Here is an 18,907-nt window from a genome sequence, read left to right on the forward strand (position 1 = left end):
ATCGGCCACGCGTACGCTGCCGACTCATGAACACCGTGAGAACCGCCGCCGAGGAGAACACCGGCGCGCAGAAGGTAGCCCTCGTCACGGGAGCCGGCTCCGGCATCGGCCGGGCGGTCACCGTCGAACTGCTCGCGGCCGGCTGGTCGGTGGCCCTGGCCGGCCGGCGCGTGGAGACGCTGGAGGAAACGGCCGCACAGGCCCCCGCCGACGGCGGGACGGCGCTCCCCGTCCGCGCCGACGTGTCACGCCCCGAGGACGTGGCCGCCCTGTTCGACGCCGTACGCGACCGCTTCGGGCGGCTCGACCTGCTGTTCAACAACGCGGGGACGTTCGGCCCCGGCGGGGTGCCGGTCGAGGAGCTGCCCTACGAGGCGTGGCGGCACGTGGTGGACACCAACCTCAACGGGGCGTTCCTGTGCGCGCAGGCGGCGTACCGGCAGATGAAGGAACAGGAGCCGCAGGGCGGCCGGATCATCAACAACGGCTCGATCTCGGCGCACACGCCGCGCCCGCACTCGGTGGCGTACACGGCGACGAAGCACGCGCTGACCGGCCTGACCAAGTCACTGTCCCTGGACGGCAGGCCCTACGGCATCGCGGTCGGCCAGATCGACATCGGCAACGCGGCGACCGACATGACGGCGGGGATGCAGACCGGCGCGCTCCAGGCCGACGGCCGGACGGCACCCGAGCCCGTGATGGACGTGGCCGACGTGGCGCGCACGGTGCGGCACATGGCCGAGCTGCCGCTGGAGGCGAACGTGCAGTTCGCGACGGTCATGGCGACGGCGATGCCGTACGTGGGCCGCGGCTGAGGAAGAACCTCTGGATCCACACAATCGGAATATCAAAGTCCGCAGTATTGCGGCCGGTGGCGGACTTATGCTCAACTCTCCTTCACTGGAGCTTCACACATGGAAGCCAGAACTTCCACGAAGCTCGGCGAGCCACACCGAGGGGGGAGGCGGCAGCCGTGCCGCCACACCGGTTGGGGGTGGATTCCGCGTGGAACCGCGGGAACACACCGGTGAGCGGCACGGCTGCCGCGTGTTCGTGCCTGCTTACGCCACTTACGCCTGACCGGTCTCGAACCGCGCGATCCGGCCGTCGTCGTCCACGGTGAAGTCCCACCGCGTACGCATCTCGCCCCAGGTGTCGTTGCGGTAGCGGGCGATGAGGGCGCGGCCGCCGTTCGACTCGTTCTCGACGTCCATGTGCCCGTTGGACGAGAAGATCTCGTGGTCGATCCACTGGGCGAGGTCCCGGTCGTCCCCGTCGTCGGCCATGGTGGCGTCCGGCGTGAGGATCGCGAGGAAGGCGTCGCGGTCGTGGGCGTTGACGGCGGCGACGAAGGCGCGGACGGCCGGGTCGCTCAGTCGCGTGGTCTGAATCGTCATGCCGGCCAGAGTCACACCGCCCGCGACACCCCGCCACCCGACCGTGGGCCCGCTCGCCCGCCGGGCCTGGCTCCGCTTCACCCGAACGGCGTCCGCGAAAGGTCCGCACGGCAGCGGCGAGCGACGGTGGGTGGTGAGTGATGAGTGGTGTGACGATCCACCGTCCGCGAGGGAGTCGACGACGTGAACTGTTATGACCGGCGTGATCTGGGCCTGCTGCTGCTCCGGCTGGGCACCGGCGGCGTCCTGGCCGCACACGGCGCGCAGAAGCTGCTCGGCTGGTTCGGCGGTGGCGGCATCGAGGGGACCGGCCAGGCCATGGAGGCCATGGGCTACGCGCCCGGCCGGGCCAGCGCCACCGCGGCGGGCCTCGCGGAGGCCGGCGGCGGAACGCTGCTGGCGCTGGGCCTGGCCACCCCGGCCGCGGGCGCGGCGGCGGCCGGCGCGATGGCGGGCGCCGCGGCGGTGCACGCCCCCAACGGCTTCTTCGCCCAGGCCGGCGGCTACGAGTACGCGGTCTCCCTCGGCCTGACGGCGGCGGGCCTCGCGGTCTCGGGCCCGGGCCGCTACTCCCTGGACCACGCCCTCGGCCACGCGGTCAACCGGAACTGGATGGTCCCGGCCGCGCTCGCGGCGACGGCGGCGGCCGCGGTGGCGGTCGTCGGGGCCCGGAACAAGCGGGTCCGGCGGGCGGCGGAGGGCGAGCAGGAACCCCTGTTCGACTGACGTACCGCTCGCTGGCCGTCCCGTGGCAGGCTGCCCGCCATGACCGACGACGACCACGGCACCCCCACCGATGTGTGGACCACCATCGACGCCCTGTGGAAGTGGCTGGAGGCGGACCAGCCCGTGAGCGGCAGGGAGGGCCTGCTGCTGCGGATGCTGAAGCTGTCCGAGGAGGTCGGCGAGGTCTCCGAGGCGGTGATCGGCGCGACCGGCCAGAACCCGCGCAAGGGCGTCACCCACACGTGGGACGACGTCGAGGCGGAACTGTGCGACGTCGTGATCACGGCGCTGGTGGCACTGCGCACGCTGACGCCCGACACACGCGCGGTGTTCGACCGCCATCTGGCGCGGGTGGCGAGCCGTTCCCTGGGAGCGCAGGACGGCTCCAGTCCCAGCGACTCTGTACGATGCGGTCGCTCGACAGACGGCCGGAGTGACCTCGCGGGTCCGTCATGACCCTGCTCCGCCGGAGGCCCCGCCCATGCACCGCCCGCCCACTTCTCCCACGCCCCCGCCGCCCCCCGGTCCGGGGGCTCCCGGTAATCGTTGGTGGCTGACCACCCCGGCCCGCGTCGGCTCCGTCCTCGCCGTGCCGTTGTTCGGCCTGGTCAACGAGTATCTGGGCTTCGTGGTCCTGATCGTCGCGATCGTCCTGGTATGGACGGACAGCCCCTGGCAGAAGGGCGTGACGGTGGCGGCCACCATCGGCGCCATGGCGCTGCTCGGCGCGGTTCTACCGGATCCGCCCGAGGACGGGGCGCCGAGCACGGTCGCGGAGGCGGACGGCAAGGGCACGGCGACGGGACGTGCGGCCGACGCCCTGACCTCGGCGTCGCCCTCACCAGCGGCGGGGGACGACGGCGAACCGGCCCCCAAGCCCCGCCCGAAGGCCGTGGACTACCGGGGCATGCCGTTGGACGAGGCACGGGAGGCTGCCGAGGCGGCCGGGTTCGGCGTCGACGAGCATGACGCGTCCGACCAGGACAAGAGCATCATGTTGCGGCTGAACTGGACCGTCTGCTTCCAGCGGACCGGCTGGACGTCGTCCGGCACGAAGACGATCGACTTCGGCGCGGTGCAGACCGGCGCCCCGTGCCCCGGGACGGACGGTGGAGCCATCCCCTGGCCGAAGATGCCTGACCTGGTCTGGAAGACCTGGAAGACGGCGCAGAAGGAAGTCGTGGATCTCGGGATCGTCCCGGCCGAGGACGTACGCGCGGACACGGCGTACCTCAACGACCAGCTGCCCGACGAGGGCGAGTACGACGACTGGCGGGTGTGCGCGACGGACCCGGCCGAGGGCGGCGACGTCACCGCCGACGACTGGGTGACGCTGGAACTGACCGACCCGGAGAACGGCTGCCCGGATCCGGACCGTGAGGACGGCGACGAGCCGAACCTGCCGGACCGGGACGACGACGGAGACCCGGACTACAGCGACCCGTTCCCCGCCGACCGGGACCGTAACAGCACCTTCCCGAACGGCCTTCCGGACGGCTCGGGCAGCTCCGGAGGCTCGTCCGGCTCAGGCGGCGGAGGCGGTTGGAACTGCCCCGGCACCCGCTGGTGCTGACGCGGCGTCCCACTCCGGCGTGACCGTGGGCCAAGGGGGCCCGGGAGCCCTACCCGCTCCCGGGCCCGTCCGACCGGGCTCAGCCCGTACTGCAGGAGACCGTCGGCCAGGTCCAGTTGCCGTTGGCCTGGATGGTGGCGCCCCAGTTGTCGCCGCTGCCGTTGGACTTGGCGGTCAGCACCTGGGCACTGGGGTAACTGGCGTTGACGTTCCAGGTCGACATGACCCGGGCCGGGGACGGCACGTTCATCGTCACGGTCCAGTCACTGGCACCGCTCACGGAGACGTTGAGGTTGTACCGGTCCCCCCACCGCTGCCCGGCGGACAGGGAGGCGGTACAACCACCGCCACCGCCTCCACCGTCATTGCCACCGCCGTCGGGAGCGACGGCACGTCCGGTCTGCGGCGAGATCATGCCGGAGCACAGGCCCTTGGCCGCCAGGGTCCGCGCGATGCGCGGGATCGCCGCGAGGGTGTTGGCGGGCCAGTCGTGCATGAGGACGACCTGGCCGTCGCCCGCCCGGGAGACGGCCTGCACGATCGCGTCGGTACTGGCGTTGTTCCAGTCCTGCGAGTCGACGTCCCAGATCACCTCGGTCAGCCCGTACTTGGCCTCGACCGACCGCAGCGTGGCGTCGGTCTCGCCGTACGGCGGACGGAAGAGCTTCGGCGTGCCGCCGCCCGCGTTCGCGATGGCCTGCTGGGTCCGGGAGATCTCCGAGTCCATCTGCGCCTGACTCAGCCGGGTCATGTGCGGATGGGTGTAGCTGTGGTTGGCGACCCACATGCCGGCGTCGACCTGGGCCCGGACCAGGGACGGGTTCTGGGCCGCGTACTGGCCCTGGTTGAACATGGTGGCCCGCAGCCCGTTCTGCCTGAGCGCGTTCAGCAGGGCCTGGGTGTTGCCGGACGGGCCGTCGTCGAAGGTGAGCCCGACGTAGCCGTCGCAGGCGGCGGCCCGCGCGGGCGCGGCGTCGGCGGCGACGGTGCCGGCGGCGGCCAGCACGGCGGCGGCGACGGCCGTGACGGCGGGACGCCAGGCCGGACGAGATCGCGTGCGCATCGGAGTGAGTCCTCCTTCCTCTCCCCCGGCGGTGTCAGCCCGCACTGCAGGAGACCGACGGCCAGGTCCAGTTGCCGTTGGCCTGGATGGTGGCGCCCCAGTTGTTCCCGTTGCCGTTGGGACGGGCGGTCAGCACCTGTGAACTGGGGTATGCGGCGTCGATGTTCCAGGTGGACATGACCTTCGCCGGGGACGGCACGTTCATCGTCACCGTCCAGTCACTGGCCCCGCTGACGGACACGTTGAGGTTGTACCGGTCGCCCCACTTCTCCCCGGCGGACACCGTCGCGGTGCACCCACCGCCGCCACCGCCCCCGCCGCCACCGCCGGAGCCGGTGCCTCCGACCGTGATGTTGGAACTGCCGCTGCTCTGATAGCCCTCGGTGGCCATGATCATGTAGTAGCTGAAGTTGCCCAGCGGCATCCCGGCCCGCGCCCAGGCGTCGAAGTGGTTGCCGGTGGTGATGGTGCCCCCGGTCCGCTTGGACTGCCGCACGCTCCAGTACTGGTCGAAGGTGCGGGTGCCTTCGACCGAGGGCGCGTTGTAGCGGGTCGTCTTGTAGATGTCGTAGGTGCCGCCGTCGGTGGTCACGGTGCCCTTGTGCTCGCCCGTGGGCCGGTAGGTGCCCCAGTTGTCGACGATGTAGTACTCGACGAGCGGGTTCGACGTCCACCCGTAGAGGGCCAGGTACGCGTTGCCGGACGGGTTGAAGGTGCCCGAGTACTGCACGGTCCGGCGTCCGCCGTTGCTCCAGCCCTTGCCGGCGACGAAGTTGCCGGTGTTGCGCCACGAGGTGCTGTACTGCCCGCCGGAGCCCATGTCCATGGAGACGGTGCCCTGGCTGTCGGTCCAGAACGAGTAGTAGTAGCCGTTGTTGGTGCCCTCCTGGTTGGTCGTGACGACCGTGCCGGCGTGGGCGGTGCCCGGCAGCATCATGGCGGCGAGAGCGGCCAGCGCGACGGCCCAGGCGCTCCTGACGAGAAGGGTGAGGGGGCCGCTTCTGCGACGCCTCGGTTGGACGAGCAGGTTCATGGGGGGGTGCTCCTCTCGTTCGGACAACGGCGCCAGTGTTGGCCTGCACTCGTCAAGCGTCAACAGTTTCGGTAAATATTTCGAAAGCTTCGGCGGGCCTCGCTCGGCCGCCAGCGCGGCAAAGGCACACGTCAGCCCCGCCTCAGCAACCTCAAAAACATTCCAGTGAAACCTCGGAGCGTACGAACCCATGAAACGACAAACAGCAACGCCGAAAGTTTCGACACGCCTCCCTCTGGACAACCACGGGCCGGAGCTCCGATCCTCGGTCGGTCAGAGCACGACACGGCCGCACGACGCACGCCCTTCACCGCCAACGGAAGGTGCCGCACGTGAAGTTCAGCTACGCCATGCTCCCCGACTACCCCCTGGCCGAGTCCCTGGCCTCCATCCGGCTCGCCGACGAACTCGGCTTCCACGCCTGCTACGCCGCCGACGAGACCTGGCACAAGGACCTGTGGCTGCTCTTCGCCGCGGCCGCCGACCGCACCAGCCGCATCCGCCTGGGCCCGAGCGTCTCCCCGGTGACCCTCCGCGAGCCGACCCTGATCGCCCAGGCCCTCGCCACCCTCGACGAACTCTCCGGCGGCCGCGCCGAAGGCGTCCTGTCCAGCGGCAACTTCGGCCTGCTCGCCCAGTACCGCATCGACTGGGCCCGCACCAGGCCACTCTCCCGCGTCAAGGAAGCCCTGCACGTGATGCGCACGTTCCTCGACGAGGGTGCCATCACGCACGACGGCGAGTTCTACTCCTACGACGGCCTGTTCACGTTCGCCCGCCCCGTGCAGGACCGGCTGCCGCTGAAGCTCGGCGCGATGCGGGGGCCGAAGTCCTTCGAGGCGGCCGGCGAGTTGTCGGACGGCTGCCACCACGCCCTGAGCTACACCCGCGAGGCCTACGACTACGCGGTGCGGCACATCCGGGCGGGCGCCGAGCGCGCCGGGAAGGACTGGCGCACGCTGGACATCGGCGCCTGGGTGGTCTTCGCGACGGGCCCCGACTCGGCGGCCGCGAAGGAGGCGGCCCGCAGCATGGTCGGCATCTACGCGTCGTCAATGCCGGAGGAACAGCTCCTCCGCAACGGCGTCGACCCCGCCGAGCTCAAGCCCGTCATCGACGCGATCGCCGCCGGCGACCTGGCCCGCGGCATCGAACTCACCACCCCGGAGATCGCCGACCGCCTCTCCGTCGCGGGCACGCCCGAGGAGTGCCGGGAGAAGATCGAACGGGACATCGCTCCGAGCGGCGTGAACCACATGATCTGCGCCATCACCGACCGCGCCCTGGTGAAGGCGTTCACGGGGCGGGACCTGCCGGAGGCGGCGGACGTGGACACGCAGCTGCGGCTCATCAGCGAGCGGGTGATGCCCGCGTTCGCATGAGGCGCGTTTCCCCTCCCTGCTCGGTGACCGCGCGCCGACGGTGGTGTGCTCCGACGCCGACGGCACCAGCCCGACCGCCGACGTGGCGGTCGGCTCCGGCGAAGCCGCAGGTGGCGGCAGACGAGTCGGGCTGTACGCCGGGTTCTGTTCCGGCGGGTCCTCGCGGGCCCGCCGGCGACGGCCATCCATCTAGGACCGGCGTTGCCACCGGCCTCCAGCGGTCTACCCGCGGACTCGGGCGGGCAGCCCTCGATCGTCCGCGCAGAGCGCTTTTCACGGCGCTCCTCTTGACCTTGCTCCGGGTGGGGTTTACCTAGCTGCCCAGGTCGCCCTGGGCACTGGTGGTCTCTTACACCACCGTTTCACCCTTACCGGGGGCCGAAGCCTCCGGCGGTCTGCTTTCTGTGGCACTGTCCCGCGGGTCACCCCGGGTGGCCGTTAGCCATCACCCTGCCCTGTGGAGCCCGGACGTTCCTCGGGAAGTCCCGCAAGGGACTCCACGCGGCCGCCCGCCCGGCTCGTCTGCCGTGTCGACCATGGTACCGGGCGGGTGGACGGCCTGCGGACGGGACCGGACGGGCTCAGAGGAAGTCGACCGTGTCCAGGTCGAAGGAGAAGGGGGCGGGCAGAGTCAGCGGCTTCCCGAAGGCGACGGTGCAGTGTTGTCGGTAGTCGTCGGGGCCCGGGTCGCTGAACAACGTGATCGACGACTCCTGACGGTCGACGAGCAGGTAGTACGGGATGCCGCCGCGCGCGTACGCATGTCGTTTGGCCTCGCGGTCGGCCTTGGGTTTGGTGGAGGTCACCTCCAGCACCAGTGATACACCGTCGCAGGGCATCCAGGGTTCGGCTCCGCGATAGAGCCTGGACTTCCTGGGCGCAAAGGTGCCGTCGGGGATCATGTGGTCCGCCACGAGGCCGTCAGCGTTCTTCAATTTGAGGCCCTTGTTGCCGGAGAACTGCATGCGAGTCACGGATCCCCGGTACATCTGGTCCACGATCAGCTCGATGCAGTCCTCGTGGTCCCCGTCCGGTGGCGGTGTCACGACGATCTCCCCTTCGATCAGCTCCGCCCGGAACCCCTCCGGGGTGTCCAGGTCGAGAAACCACTCCAGCAAGAGGTCCCGCGTGATCGGTTCGTGTGCCATGGCAGTCATGTCACGCCCCTCCTTCGGTCGCTCGCCAGACTGGGACATCGGCTGATCACCTGTCCGTGAGATCGGAAACCGTTCCCTCGATCGTGGCACAGGACCGGCGGCGCTGTCCGGAACCCGGCCCCGCGTCCCGCTTGACCCTGCCGCAACGTCAACGTCTCTACTGAAGCCATGCGGATCGGAGAACTCGCCGACGCCGTCGGCGTCACCACGCGGACTGTGCGGCACTACCACCATCAGGGCCTGCTGCCCGAACCGGAGCGGCTGGCCAACGGCTATCGGACGTACACCCTGCGGCACGTCGTCGTGCTGGCCCGGATCCGGCGGCTGACCGAGCTGGGGCTCGGGCTGGCGGAGGTGCGGGACGTGCTCGAAGACGAGGCAGGGAAGGATCTCGCCGAGGTGCTTCAGGAGCTGGACGCGGATCTGGCGCGGCAGGAGGCGGCGATCCGGGAGCGCCGGGCGCGGCTGCGGGCGCTGCTGGAGACGGAGGGCAGGCTGCCGGCCGAGGGGCCGGTCTCGCCGGAGCTGGCCGAGCTGTTCGCGGGGATGGGGGACGTCTCCGGTTCCCCCATGGCCGTACGGGACCGCGAGATGCTGGCGCTGCTGGAGAGCACGGTGGCGCCGGAGGACCGGGAGGGGCTGCTCGCCACGCTGCGCGGTGCGCTGGGGTCGCCGGAGGCGGTGGCGCGGGCGCACGAGGCGTATGCGCTGCTGGACGAGCTGGCGGACGCCGGCGTCGATGATCCGCGGGTGGCGGAGGCGGCCCGGGTGCTCGCCGGGTGCATGCCCGAGGGGCTGGTGCCCGAGGAGGGAGCAGAGCTCGATTCCGGTCACGGATTCCTGCGCGCCCTGTACGCCGACTTCGCGCCGGGGCAGGCGGAGGCGGTCCGGCTGGCGCTGGAGATCGCCTCGCGGGGGCGGCGGTCATGAGGGGCCCGGCGTTCGCCACGGTCCCGTACCTCATGGTCCGGCACGAGCTGTGGCTGCTGGTGAGTCTGTGGCTGTGGGCGGCCCGGCGGACCCACGGGGCGGTGGCCGGCGGGTCCGTCTTCGGGTACGCGCGGGGGCAGGGCGCGATGACGTCCGGGTTCGCGTTCGTGTGCGTGATCGAGTCCGTGATGATGTCCCTACTGCTGCGGGACTGGCCGGCCGTGCACCACGCGGTGCTGGTCCTGGACGTGTACACCGTCGTGATCGTGGTCGGGCTGCACGCCGCGTCCGTGGTCCGGCCCCACGTCCTGGACCCGGCCGCCGGGTCGCTGCGGATCCGCCGGGCCGTCCACGTCGACGTGCGGATACCGCTGGAGCGGATCGTGTCCGTGCGCCGGGAGCTGCGGACGACGCACGAGCGGGCGGAGGGTGAGCTGGACCTCGCCGTCGGCTCCCAGACGTCCGTGACCATCGAGCTCACCGAGCCCGTCACCCACGTCGCCTTCTTCGGGCGGCGGCGCCAGGTCCGCGTCGTGCGCTGTCACGCCGACGACCCCGGGGCGCTCGTAAGGGCCGTCGACCAGGCGCGGGAGGGGTTCGCCGGGCGGCACGCCGTACCCTGACCAGGGGCCTTGGAGCTCGATGTGAAGGAGTACGTGTGCTTGTCCTGCTGCCGCCGTCCGAGGGGAAGGCCGCGTCCGGCCGGGGCGCTCCGCTGAAGCCGGAGTCGCTGTCGCTGCCGGGGCTGGCCCCCGCCCGGGAGACCGTCCTCGGGGACCTGGTCGAGCTGTGCGCCGGGGACGAGGAGAAGGCGCGTGAGGTGCTCGGGCTGAGCGAGGGACTGCGCGGCGAGGTCGCCAAGAACGCGGAACTGCGGACGGCGGGAGCGCGTCCGGCCGGGGAGATCTACACCGGCGTGCTGTACGACGCCCTGGACCTGGCCTCCCTGGACGCGGCGGCCAGGAAGCGGGCCGCGCGGTGGCTGCTGGTGTTCTCCGGGCTGTGGGGTGCGGTGCGCGTGAACGACCGGATTCCTTCCTACCGGTGCTCGATGGGCGTGAAGCTGCCGGGTCTCGGGGCGCTGGGCGCGTACTGGCGGGCGCCGATGGCCGAGGTGCTGCCGGAGGCGGCCGGGAGCGGGCTGGTGCTCGACCTGCGTTCGGCGGCGTACGCGGCGGCGTGGAAGCCGAAGGGGGAGGTCGCCGGGCGGACGGCCACCGTGCGGGTGCTGCACGCGCCGACCCGCAAGGTCGTCAGCCACTTCAACAAGGCGACCAAGGGCCGGATCGTCCGGAGCCTGCTGACGTCCGGGAGTGCGCCGAAGGGGCCCGCCGAGCTGGTGGAGGCGCTGCGGGACCTCGGGTACGAGGTGGAGGCGGAGGCGCCCGCGAAGGCGGGGAAGGCGTGGTCGCTGGACGTGCTGGTGGCGGAGATCCACTGAGGCGATACCGCTATTCGTTGCACGTATCGCAACGTGCGTTGCGTGGGGTGCTCGGCGGCGGCACGATGAGGGCATGAGTTCACCGCTGCCCTCCTCCCCCGCCGCCTCCGCCTCGGTGCTGGACCTCGCCCCCGTCGTACCCGTGGTGGTCGTCGACGACCTCGCGGACGCCGTGCCGCTCGCCCGTGCGCTCGTCGCCGGCGGACTGCCCGCGATCGAGGTGACGCTGCGGACGCCGGTCGCGCTCGACGCGGTCCGGGCGATCGCCGCCGAGGTGCCGGACGCGGTCGTGGGCGCGGGCACGGTCATCACGGCGCGGCAGGTCGAGGAGGTCGTGGCGGCCGGGGCGCGGTTCCTGGTCAGCCCGGGGTGGACGGACACGCTGCTGGAGGCGATGCGGGCGTCCGGGGTGCCGTTCCTGCCGGGGGTGTCGACCACGTCCGAGGTGGTGGCGCTGCTGGAGCGCGGGGTGCGGGAGATGAAGTTCTTCCCCGCCGAGGCCGCGGGCGGCACCGCCTACCTCAAGGCGCTCGCCGCACCGCTGCCGCAGGCCCGCTTCTGCCCGACGGGCGGCATCACCCCGGCCCTGGCGCCAGAGTACCTGGCGCTGCCCAACGTCGGGTGTGTCGGGGGCAGCTGGATGCTTCCGAAGGACGCCGTGGCCGGCCGGGACTGGGAGCGCGTCGAGGCGCTGGCCCGCGAGGCGGCGGGGCTCAGCGCAGGTGGGACGTGTCGTTGAACAGGCGGACGCTCGCGCCGCCGTCCGCGTAGTACGCCACCGCCGACAGCGACGCCGCCGACAGTTCCATGCGGAACAGCGACTCGGGCGGGGCGCCCAGGGCGAGGCGCACGAACGTCTTGATCGGGGTCACGTGGGAGACCAGCAGGACCGTGCGGCCCGCGTACGCCGCGACCAGCCTGTCGCGGGTGGCGGCGACCCGGGCGCCGGTCGCCGCGAAGCTCTCGCCGCCGCCGGTCGGCTCCGCGTCCGGGGAGGACAGCCAGGCGTTCAGGTCGTCGGGGTGGCGCTCGCGCACCTCGCCGAAGGTCAGCCCCTCCCACGCCCCGAAGTCGGTCTCCCGCAGGCCTTCCTCGACCCTCACCTCCAGACCGAGGCGGGCGGCGACGATGCCGGCGGTCTCGCGGGTGCGGGCCAGCGGTGAGGCCACGATCGCCTGGACCGTGCCGCGCCGGGCGAGACTCTCGGCGACCTTCTCGGCCTGTTCACGGCCGGCGGCCGACAGGGACGGGTCGCTGCCGCCGCTCCCGGAGAAGCGCTTCTGCGGGGTCAGGGGCGTCTCGCCGTGCCGGAGCAGGACGAAGGTGGCGGGGGCGCCCATGTCGGGGGGTCCCCAGCCGGGCGAGGCGACGGTCTTCGCGGCGCGGACGTCGGCGGAGGCGGCGACTTCCGGCGCGGCGGCTCCCGACACGGAGACGTCCGGCGCGGCGGCTTCGGGCACTGCGGAGGCCTCGGCAGCGGGTGCGGCCGCTGCCGACACTGCCGGGCCGACGCCCGGTTCCGGCGCCGCCGGGCCGGCCGCTTCGGTTCCCTCCGCGCCGACGACGTCCACGCCGCCGCCCACCGAGCCCCGTCCACCCGCGGAGCGCCCCGCGTCCAGTTCCGCCGTCGACGCCGACGGCGACCACTGCTCGCCGCGCGCCCCCGCGTCCATCGCCTCGTTGGCCAGGCGGTCGGCGTGCTTGTTGCTGGCGCGCGGAACCCACTCGTACGTCACCCGCCCGGGCGGGAAGACCCGCGCGGCCTCGGCCGCCAGCGGCTTCATGTCGGGGTGCTTGATCTTCCAGCGGCCCGACATCTGCTCGACGACCAGCTTGGAGTCCATGCGGACGTGGACGGTGGCGTCCGGGTCCAGCTCCCGCGCCGCGCGGAGACCGGCCAGCAGGCCCCGGTACTCGGCCACGTTGTTCGTGACGACGCCCAGGTACTCGGCCGCCTCGGCCAGGGTCTGCCCCGTCGCCGCGTCCAGCACCACCGCGCCGTAGCCCGCGGGCCCCGGGTTGCCCCGTGACCCGCCGTCGGCCTCGACCACGAACTCCCGCACGGGGCCGGCGTCCGCCTCCGTCACCGGATCTGCCACCGGACCGGCCCCTACAGGCCGGAGTCCGCCGTGCGCACCAGGATGCGGCGGCAGTTCTCGCAGCGTACGACCGTGTCGGGCGCCGCCGAGCGGATCTCGCTCAGCTCGGTGATCGCCAGCTCCTGGCGGCAGCCCTGGCAGCTGCGCTGGTACAGCTTGGCCGCGCCGACGCCGCCCTGCTGCTCGCGCAGCTTGTCGTAGAGCTTGATCAGGTCGGCGGGGACGGAGGCGGCGACGACCTCGCGCTCCTTGGTCACCGAGGCCGCCTCGGCGTCCAGCTCGCCGACGGCCGTGTCCCGGCGCGCGGCGGCGTCGTCGAGCTTGCCCTGCACGGAGCCGACCCGCTCGGTCAGCTCGACGACCCGCTCCTGCGCGGACTCGCGGCGCTCCATCACCTCCAGGACGACGTCCTCGAGGTCGCCCTGCCGCTTGGCGAGGGAGACGATCTCCCGCTGGAGGTTCTCCAGGTCCTTCGGGGAGGTGACGGCGCCGGAGTCCAGGCGCTGCTGGTCGCGGCCGGCGCGCTGGCGCACCTGGTCCACGTCCTGCTCGGCCTTGGTCTGCTCGCGGGCGCAGTCGCTCTCCTCGGTCTGCGCGGCCACGAGCAGGTCGCGCAGCTGGGTGTGGTCCTTGGTCAGCGACTCGATCTCGGCGTGCTCGGGCAGGGACCTGCGCTTGTGCGCGAGCTGCTGGAGCCGGACGTCGAGGGCCTGGACGTCCAGGAGTCGGATCTGGTCGGCGGGCTCGGCTTTCAGTTGGGGGCTCCCATTGCTTCGGAGGTCGGGGCGGACGCCGCGTGGGCGGTCCAGGGGTCGGTGACCGTCTTGGAGACGTGGACCCTCAGGTCCCATCCCTCCCGGTCGGAGATCTCGTCGAGCTGGGCGGCGGCCAGCTCGCACCAGGGCCACTCGGTGGCCCAGTGCGCCGCGTCGAGCAGCGCGAGGGGACTGTGGGCGCGCTCCGCAGAAAACTCGGACACCGGGTGGTGGCGCAGGTCCGCGGTGAGGAAGGCGTCGACGCCGGCCGCCCGGACGTGGTCGAAGAGTCCGTCGCCGGAACCGCCGCTGACGGCGACCGTGCGGACGGTGGCCTCCGGGTCGCCGGCGACGCGGATGCCTTGCGCGGTGGCGGGCAGCCTCTCGGCGGCGCGGGCGGCGAGCTCGCGGACGGTCAGCGGATGCTCCAGCTCGCACACGCGGCCGAGGCCCCGACGTCCGTGCGGGTCGGCCGGGTCCGGCACCAGGGGCCGTACGACGCGCAGGTCGAGGGCGCCGGCCAGCGCGTCGGAGACGCCCGGGTCGGCGGTGTCGGCGTTGGTGTGGGCGACGTGCAGGGCGACGTCGTTCTTGATGAGCGTGTGCACCACGCGGCCCTTGAAGGTGGAGGCCGCGACCGTCGTCGTCCCGCGCAGGTACAGCGGGTGGTGGGTGACGAGCAGGCCGGCGCCCAGCTTCACCGCCTCGTCGGCGATCTCCTGGACCGGGTCGACGGCGAACAGGACCCGGGAGACCTCCTGGTCGGGGTCGCCCACGACGGTGCCGACCGCGTCCCAGGACTCGGCCCGCTCGGCGGGCCACAGGTTCTCCAGCGCGGCGATGACTTCTGACAGACGGGGCACGGGTGCAAGGCTACCTGCCTGTACTGCGCCGTCGTACCCGCGGCGCCCCCCCCCCGGCTCCGCTCCGGCCGGGCCCAGCACACACCCGGCCCGTCCCTCAGGCGAATCGTTCCTGTGCCACACGTACGTGTGATGCGGACTCTCGCCGGTCCCCCGCCCGCGCGTGCGAAAACTACCTTCGTCGCCGGAGGTGACCGAACGATGACAGCCTGTGCTATCGAGCCTTCGGCGGCGCCCGGGAACGACGGCCCGCCACCGGCGGGCTGCACCATCACCGCCGAGGGTGCCTACGCCGCGCGCCTGGCCCGTCGCGGGGACTCCTGGTACCCGGAGCGCTGGACCCTGGACGGCCCCGAACCGTACGCGGTGCCGCTGCCCGGCAACCAGCCGGAGGAGCCCGGCACCGAGGTGCAGCCGATGGGCGACGGGCGGGTCCTGGTCCACCGGGTGGCGGCCGGACGGCACTTCTTCTCCCTGCTGTACCCGACCGGCCCCGGCACCGGCGAGCAGCCGCTCGGCGCGGTCGAGTCCCCGGCGGGCACCGCCGGGCTGCGGCTGCTGCCCCCGGCCCCGGGCGGGGAGCGTGCGTACGCCCTCGCCGCCGGCCCGCGCTCGACGGTGCTGTGGCAGGTGGCGGGCGGCGCGTTCGGGCCCGAGCGGCTGGCCGAGATCCCCGGGCGCTGCTCGGGCGGGGCCTGGCTGGACCGCGCGGGCCGGATACTGGCCGTGGACCGGGAGACGGGCGGGCGCACCAAGGCGGTCGTACTGGACCTGGAGCGGGACGGCGAGGTGTCCCCGCTGCTCCAGATCGCCGCGGACAGCGACGACCGGATACTGCTGGCCGACCCGGACAGCGGGCTGGTGCTGATCCGCTCGGACGCGCCGTCACCCGGGCAGGAACGGTTGGGCTGGGGGGTGCTGGGCAGCACGCTGCCGGTGCGCTTCCCGGAGTGCCTGCGGCTGCCGGACCGTGTCGTGACGCCGTTCGCGATCCAGCCGGGACAGGCGCTGACGCCGGAACGGTGCGCGGTGGCGCTGCGGGTGGACGGCGCGCTCGGCACCTGGGTCGCGGTGTGGCGGCCCGCCGAACGCCGGGTGCGTCATCTTCCGGCGCCCGCGGGCTGGCTGACCGGTGCCGGGCTGTGGACCGCGGACGGGGAACTGCGGCTGCCGTGCGCCACGCCGCAGTCGCCGTGCGGGGTGGCGCGGCTGCCCGCACCACCGGAGGCGGACGGCGGGATGGAGACGGAGGAGGCCGGGGAGGCGGAGGCTCCCACTCCGACTCCCCCCGAGCCGCCCGCGTCCGCCCCGGAGGACACGCGGCACGCGTCGGAACCGGACGCGACGAAACCGGACGCCCCGGCTCCCTCCCCGCCACGCCCACCACGCCCCGTTCCGCTGCAACAGGCTCCGCTGGCACGGCTTGTAACGAAGTAGTGCCGGTTGGCGCGGCCGCCTGGATTCGCCCCGCGGGGTGCCGGTTAGACTCGCCCGGCTGTAGGAAAGATCATGTTGACGGGGTGAACTCCTTCCGATGAACGACGCCAGCACGACCCAGCCCACGCAGGCCGACGGCGCCGACGTATCCGAGATCGAGAGCGGCCACGGCAGGCACCGGGGACCGGTGTCCAGCCAGGACGGTGCCCAGGCGCCGCGGGGCCGCCACCGCAAGCCGGCCGAGGAGTCCGAAACGGCCGCCTGACGGCTCGGCGAGCACACACGGCAAGCGGCTCCGGCCCCCGTCCAGCGCACCATGGGACGGGGGCCGGAGCCGTCACACGTACCGCACCACCGTGTCGGCGAGCACGACCGCGTCGTCCCGCTCCCGCACCCCCACCTCCGCCCGCACGCTCCCGCCCCCTTCCGGCCCGGCGGCCGACCGCCACATCCGCACCCGCAGCGTCTCCCCGGGGTACACGACACCGGCGAACCGCGCCCCGTACTCCCGCACCCGGCCCGCGTCACCGTCGAGCAGCGTGTCCACGACCGCCTTGAGGGCGGCTCCGTAGGTGCACAGCCCGTGCAGGACGGGCCGCTCGTAGCCGGCCCGCGCGGCGAACTCCGGGTCGGCGTGCAGAGGGTTCCAGTCCCCGGAGAGCCGGTAGAGCAGCGCCTGGTCCTCGCGCACCGCCCGCTCGGCCACCTGGTCCGGCGCTCCCGCCGGCGCCGGTCCCGGACGGCCGGACGGCCCCCGCTCGCCGCCCCAGCCGCCCTCCCCGCGCACGAAGACCTCGGCCTCGTCCGTCCACAGCGGCCCGTCCGCGTCCGCGGCCTCGGTGCACAGAACGAGGACGGCGGCCGTGCCCTTGTCGTACACGGCGGTGATCCGCGCGGCCGCACGCGCCCGGCCGCGCACGGGGACCGGCCGGTGCACCCGCAGCCGCTGCCCTCCGTGCAGGACGCGGGCGAGGTCGACGTCGACGCCGGGCGCGGACAGCGCGCCGATCACGCCCGGGGGCCCGCCACCCGCGACCGTCGCGAAGCTCGGCAGCACACGCAGCCGGGACTCCAGGGTGTAGCGCAGTTCGCGGGGGTCGGTGGCGGGCGGGCCGGCGCCGATGCCGAGGTGGTAGAGCAGGACGTCCCTGTGGTCCCAGGCGATCTCACGGACGCGGGGTGCGGCGCCGAGCGCCCGGGCTGCGTCGATGGGCACGGCTCTGCTGCCCCCGTTCGAGAAGGCGATCACGGACTCCACGACCGTACGGGGCCGGGACGACCACCCGTGACAGCGGCCGGCCACCGGTGACATTTGTCCCGCCGAAGACCGGACAACCGCATCTGCCGCCCGCCCCGCCCCCTCCGTAGCGTCGCCCGTATGACACCCGGACCGACGACAGCACACCGCCGCATCACCGCCCCCGCCGTCTCCTTCTCCACGGCGGCCAAGGCGTACGGCGCCGTCCGCGCCGTCGACGGCGTCGACCTGGAGATCGCGCGGGGCGAGACGGTCGCGCTGCTCGGACGCAACGGCGCGGGGAAGTCGACGGCGATCGCGCTGCTGCTCGGCCTGTGCGAGCCGGACACCGGCACGGTGGAGCTCTTCGGCGGGCCTCCCGACGAGGCCGTACGGGCCGGCCGGGTGGGCGCCATGCTCCAGGAGGCACGGGCGGTCCCCCGGGTCACGGTGGGCGAACTGGTCACCTTCGTCGCGGGCCGCTACCCGGCCCCGCTGCCCGTCCCCCAAGCCCTGGAGCTGGCCGGGATCGCCCACCTGACCGGGCGCCGGGTGGACCGGCTGTCCGGCGGGCAGACCCAGCGCGTCCGGTTCGCGGTCGCGCTGGCCGGCAACCCCGACCTCCTCGTCCTGGACGAACCCACGGCGGCCCTCGACGTGGAGGCCCGGCACACCTTCTGGGAGTCGATGCGGACGTACGCCCGGCGCGGCAGCACGGTCCTCTTCTCCACCCACTACCTGGAGGAGGCCGAGGCGCACGCCGACCGCATCCTGGTCGTCGACCGGGGCCGGATCGTCGCGGACGGCACCGGCGAGGAACTGCGCCGGGCGGCCGGCGGCAGCCGCGTCTCCTTCGACCTGAACGGCCGCCCCACCGCGGACCTGACGCTGCTGCCGGGCGTACGCGCCCTGGACGTCCGGGGAGACCGCGCCCACCTGCGCACCGACGACTCCGACGCCACCGTGGTCGCCCTCGCGGAACTCGGCGCGATCCGCGGCCTGGAGGTCGCCCCGGCGTCGTTGGACGACGCGTTCCTGGCCCTGACGACGACCGCGTACACCCGCACGGAAACGGAGGCCGCACGATGAGGGACTACCTGCGCCTGGAGGTCCGCCGCACCCTGCGCGACCCCGGCTTCGTCGTGGGCGGCGTCGCGATGCCCGTCCTGATGTACCTGCTCTTCACCAACCTCGGGGACGGCGGCACGGGCGGCTGGAAGACCGCCGCGATGGTCGGCATGGCCGCCTACGGCGCGGTCGGTTCGGCCCTCAACACCGGCGGCGGGGTCGCCGAGGACCGGGCGATCGGCTGGCTGCGGCAGCTGCGCGTGACCCCGATGCGACCGCACCAGGTGGTGATGGGCCGGACCCTGACCGCCTCGGTCACCGTACTGCCCGCCATCGCCGCCGTACTCGCCGCCGGCGGCCTGCTCAACGGCGTACGGCTGGCCCCCTGGCAGTGGGCGGCGCTGGCCCTGCTCCTCTGGCTGGGTTCGCTCCCCTTCACCCTCCTCGGCCTCGGCAACGGCTACCGTCTGACCGGCCAGACCACGGGTGTGGTCAACATGGTGGCCAACCTGGGCCTGGCGGTCCTCGGCGGCCTGTGGTTCCCGCTCGCCCTGTTCCCCGAGTGGCTGCGCACGGTCTCGGCGTACACCCCGGCCAACCGCTTCGCCGAACTGGGCACGTCGGTCGCCACGGGGCACGCGCCGCCCCCGGCTGCGATGCTCGTACTGGCGGTGTGGCTCCTGGCGTTCGGGACGTACGCGGTCCTGTCCTACCGCCGCGCCACGGCAGACGACTGAGCGCTT

21 protein-coding genes and 1 other RNA gene are annotated in these 18,907 nt (G+C 73.0%); 13 read left to right on the plus strand and 9 right to left on the minus strand.

Annotated features, from left to right (window positions below):
- Positions 1-26 precede the first annotated feature (26 nt).
- Positions 27-818 carry an SDR family oxidoreductase gene (locus tag AMK11_RS02580; protein WP_073722472.1) on the plus strand — a complete coding sequence of 264 codons (792 nt, stop codon included), beginning with the start codon at positions 27-29 and terminating at the stop codon, positions 816-818.
- 255 nt (positions 819-1,073) lie between these two features.
- Here AMK11_RS02580 and AMK11_RS02585 read toward each other — a convergent pair whose 3' ends face one another.
- Complete coding sequence (locus AMK11_RS02585; RefSeq protein ID WP_073723888.1) at positions 1,074-1,400, minus strand: nuclear transport factor 2 family protein; 327 nt, start codon at positions 1,398-1,400, stop codon at positions 1,074-1,076.
- A 183-nt stretch (positions 1,401-1,583) separates the two neighbouring features.
- On the opposite strand from AMK11_RS02585, the gene AMK11_RS02590 reads away from it, so the two are divergent.
- Genes AMK11_RS02590 through AMK11_RS02600 form a run of 3 tightly spaced genes read left to right on the plus strand, consistent with a single transcriptional unit; the run spans position 1,584 to position 3,699 of the window.
- On the plus strand, positions 1,584-2,126 hold the full coding sequence (locus AMK11_RS02590) for a DoxX family protein (RefSeq protein WP_073722474.1): 543 nt from the start codon (positions 1,584-1,586) through the stop codon (positions 2,124-2,126).
- A gap of 39 nt (positions 2,127-2,165) precedes the next feature.
- Positions 2,166-2,582, plus strand: coding sequence for a MazG-like family protein (locus AMK11_RS02595; protein WP_079187177.1), 417 nt, complete (start codon positions 2,166-2,168; stop codon positions 2,580-2,582).
- 25 nt (positions 2,583-2,607) lie between these two features.
- Positions 2,608-3,699: a PASTA domain-containing protein gene (locus tag AMK11_RS02600; protein WP_143194560.1), complete on the plus strand. Its 1,092-nt coding sequence runs from the start codon at positions 2,608-2,610 to the stop codon at positions 3,697-3,699.
- 79 nt (positions 3,700-3,778) lie between these two features.
- Here the strand turns inward: AMK11_RS02600 and AMK11_RS02605 are convergent, their stop codons facing one another.
- Positions 3,779-4,762: a polysaccharide deacetylase family protein gene (locus AMK11_RS02605; protein ID WP_073722478.1), complete on the minus strand. Its 984-nt coding sequence runs from the start codon at positions 4,760-4,762 to the stop codon at positions 3,779-3,781.
- A gap of 34 nt (positions 4,763-4,796) precedes the next feature.
- The gene (locus AMK11_RS02610; protein ID WP_073722480.1) at positions 4,797-5,795 is read right to left on the minus strand and encodes a glycoside hydrolase family 11 protein; all 999 of its coding nucleotides are present in this window, start codon (positions 5,793-5,795) and stop codon (positions 4,797-4,799) included.
- A 332-nt stretch (positions 5,796-6,127) separates the two neighbouring features.
- Here AMK11_RS02610 and AMK11_RS02615 point away from each other — a divergent pair, with 332 nt between their 5' ends.
- Positions 6,128-7,177, plus strand: a complete 1,050-nt coding sequence (locus tag AMK11_RS02615; RefSeq protein WP_073722482.1) for an LLM class flavin-dependent oxidoreductase — start codon at positions 6,128-6,130, stop codon at positions 7,175-7,177.
- Positions 7,178-7,294: 117 nt separating this feature from the next.
- On the opposite strand, the gene rnpB is transcribed toward AMK11_RS02615, so the two are convergent.
- Positions 7,295-7,698, minus strand: an RNA gene (gene rnpB / locus AMK11_RS02620) — RNase P RNA component class A.
- Between the two features lie 60 nt (positions 7,699-7,758).
- Entirely contained in the window at positions 7,759-8,325 is a 567-nt protein-coding gene (locus tag AMK11_RS02625; RefSeq protein ID WP_073722484.1) for a Uma2 family endonuclease, read from the minus strand.
- A 177-nt stretch (positions 8,326-8,502) separates the two neighbouring features.
- Between AMK11_RS02625 and AMK11_RS02630 the strand changes: the two genes are divergently transcribed.
- From AMK11_RS02630 to eda, 4 genes are all read left to right on the plus strand, one after another.
- Positions 8,503-9,264: a MerR family transcriptional regulator gene (locus AMK11_RS02630; RefSeq protein ID WP_073722486.1), complete on the plus strand. Its 762-nt coding sequence runs from the start codon at positions 8,503-8,505 to the stop codon at positions 9,262-9,264.
- Entirely contained in the window at positions 9,261-9,887 is a 627-nt protein-coding gene (locus AMK11_RS02635) for a hypothetical protein (RefSeq protein ID WP_073722488.1), read from the plus strand. Before AMK11_RS02630 ends, AMK11_RS02635 begins: the two co-directional genes overlap by 4 nt.
- Positions 9,888-9,922: 35 nt before the next feature.
- Positions 9,923-10,705, plus strand: coding sequence for a peroxide stress protein YaaA (gene yaaA / locus AMK11_RS02640; RefSeq protein ID WP_073722490.1), 783 nt, complete (start codon positions 9,923-9,925; stop codon positions 10,703-10,705).
- A gap of 73 nt (positions 10,706-10,778) precedes the next feature.
- On the plus strand, positions 10,779-11,444 hold the full coding sequence (eda, locus tag AMK11_RS02645; protein WP_073722492.1) for a bifunctional 4-hydroxy-2-oxoglutarate aldolase/2-dehydro-3-deoxy-phosphogluconate aldolase: 666 nt from the start codon (positions 10,779-10,781) through the stop codon (positions 11,442-11,444).
- Here eda and AMK11_RS02650 read toward each other — a convergent pair.
- From AMK11_RS02650 to AMK11_RS02660, 3 genes are read right to left on the minus strand one after another with little or no spacing between them, the layout of a single operon-like run.
- The gene (locus AMK11_RS02650; RefSeq protein ID WP_073723890.1) at positions 11,419-12,768 is read right to left on the minus strand and encodes a bifunctional RNase H/acid phosphatase; all 1,350 of its coding nucleotides are present in this window, start codon (positions 12,766-12,768) and stop codon (positions 11,419-11,421) included. The two genes, eda and AMK11_RS02650, sit on opposite strands and share 26 nt — an antisense overlap.
- 47 nt (positions 12,769-12,815) lie before the next feature.
- Positions 12,816-13,559, minus strand: coding sequence for a zinc ribbon domain-containing protein (locus AMK11_RS02655; protein ID WP_073723892.1), 744 nt, complete (start codon positions 13,557-13,559; stop codon positions 12,816-12,818).
- Complete coding sequence (locus AMK11_RS02660; protein ID WP_073722494.1) at positions 13,556-14,422, minus strand: Nif3-like dinuclear metal center hexameric protein; 867 nt, start codon at positions 14,420-14,422, stop codon at positions 13,556-13,558. Before AMK11_RS02660 ends, AMK11_RS02655 begins: the two co-directional genes overlap by 4 nt.
- 201 nt (positions 14,423-14,623) lie before the next feature.
- On the opposite strand from AMK11_RS02660, the gene AMK11_RS02665 reads away from it, so the two are divergent.
- Together AMK11_RS02665 and AMK11_RS36645 are read left to right on the plus strand one after the other, a co-directional pair.
- Positions 14,624-15,859 carry a hypothetical protein gene (locus AMK11_RS02665; RefSeq protein ID WP_073722496.1) on the plus strand — a complete coding sequence of 412 codons (1,236 nt, stop codon included), beginning with the start codon at positions 14,624-14,626 and terminating at the stop codon, positions 15,857-15,859.
- A 97-nt stretch (positions 15,860-15,956) separates the two neighbouring features.
- Positions 15,957-16,124 carry a hypothetical protein gene (locus AMK11_RS36645; protein WP_079187178.1) on the plus strand — a complete coding sequence of 56 codons (168 nt, stop codon included), beginning with the start codon at positions 15,957-15,959 and terminating at the stop codon, positions 16,122-16,124.
- 72 nt (positions 16,125-16,196) lie between these two features.
- Here the strand turns inward: AMK11_RS36645 and AMK11_RS02670 are convergent, their stop codons facing one another.
- On the minus strand, positions 16,197-17,075 hold the full coding sequence (locus AMK11_RS02670; RefSeq protein WP_073722498.1) for a MaoC/PaaZ C-terminal domain-containing protein: 879 nt from the start codon (positions 17,073-17,075) through the stop codon (positions 16,197-16,199).
- A 162-nt stretch (positions 17,076-17,237) separates the two neighbouring features.
- Between AMK11_RS02670 and AMK11_RS02675 the strand changes: the two genes are divergently transcribed.
- Together AMK11_RS02675 and AMK11_RS02680 are read left to right on the plus strand one after the other, a co-directional pair.
- Positions 17,238-18,185, plus strand: a complete 948-nt coding sequence (locus AMK11_RS02675) for an ABC transporter ATP-binding protein (RefSeq protein ID WP_073722500.1) — start codon at positions 17,238-17,240, stop codon at positions 18,183-18,185.
- Positions 18,182-18,901, plus strand: coding sequence for an ABC transporter permease (locus tag AMK11_RS02680; RefSeq protein ID WP_073722502.1), 720 nt, complete (start codon positions 18,182-18,184; stop codon positions 18,899-18,901). Before AMK11_RS02675 ends, AMK11_RS02680 begins: the two co-directional genes overlap by 4 nt.
- The last annotated feature ends 6 nt before the right edge of the window (positions 18,902-18,907 follow it).

The sequence above is a fragment of the Streptomyces sp. CB02414 genome, from assembly GCF_001905385.1.
Lineage (GTDB): Bacteria > Actinomycetota > Actinomycetes > Streptomycetales > Streptomycetaceae > Streptomyces.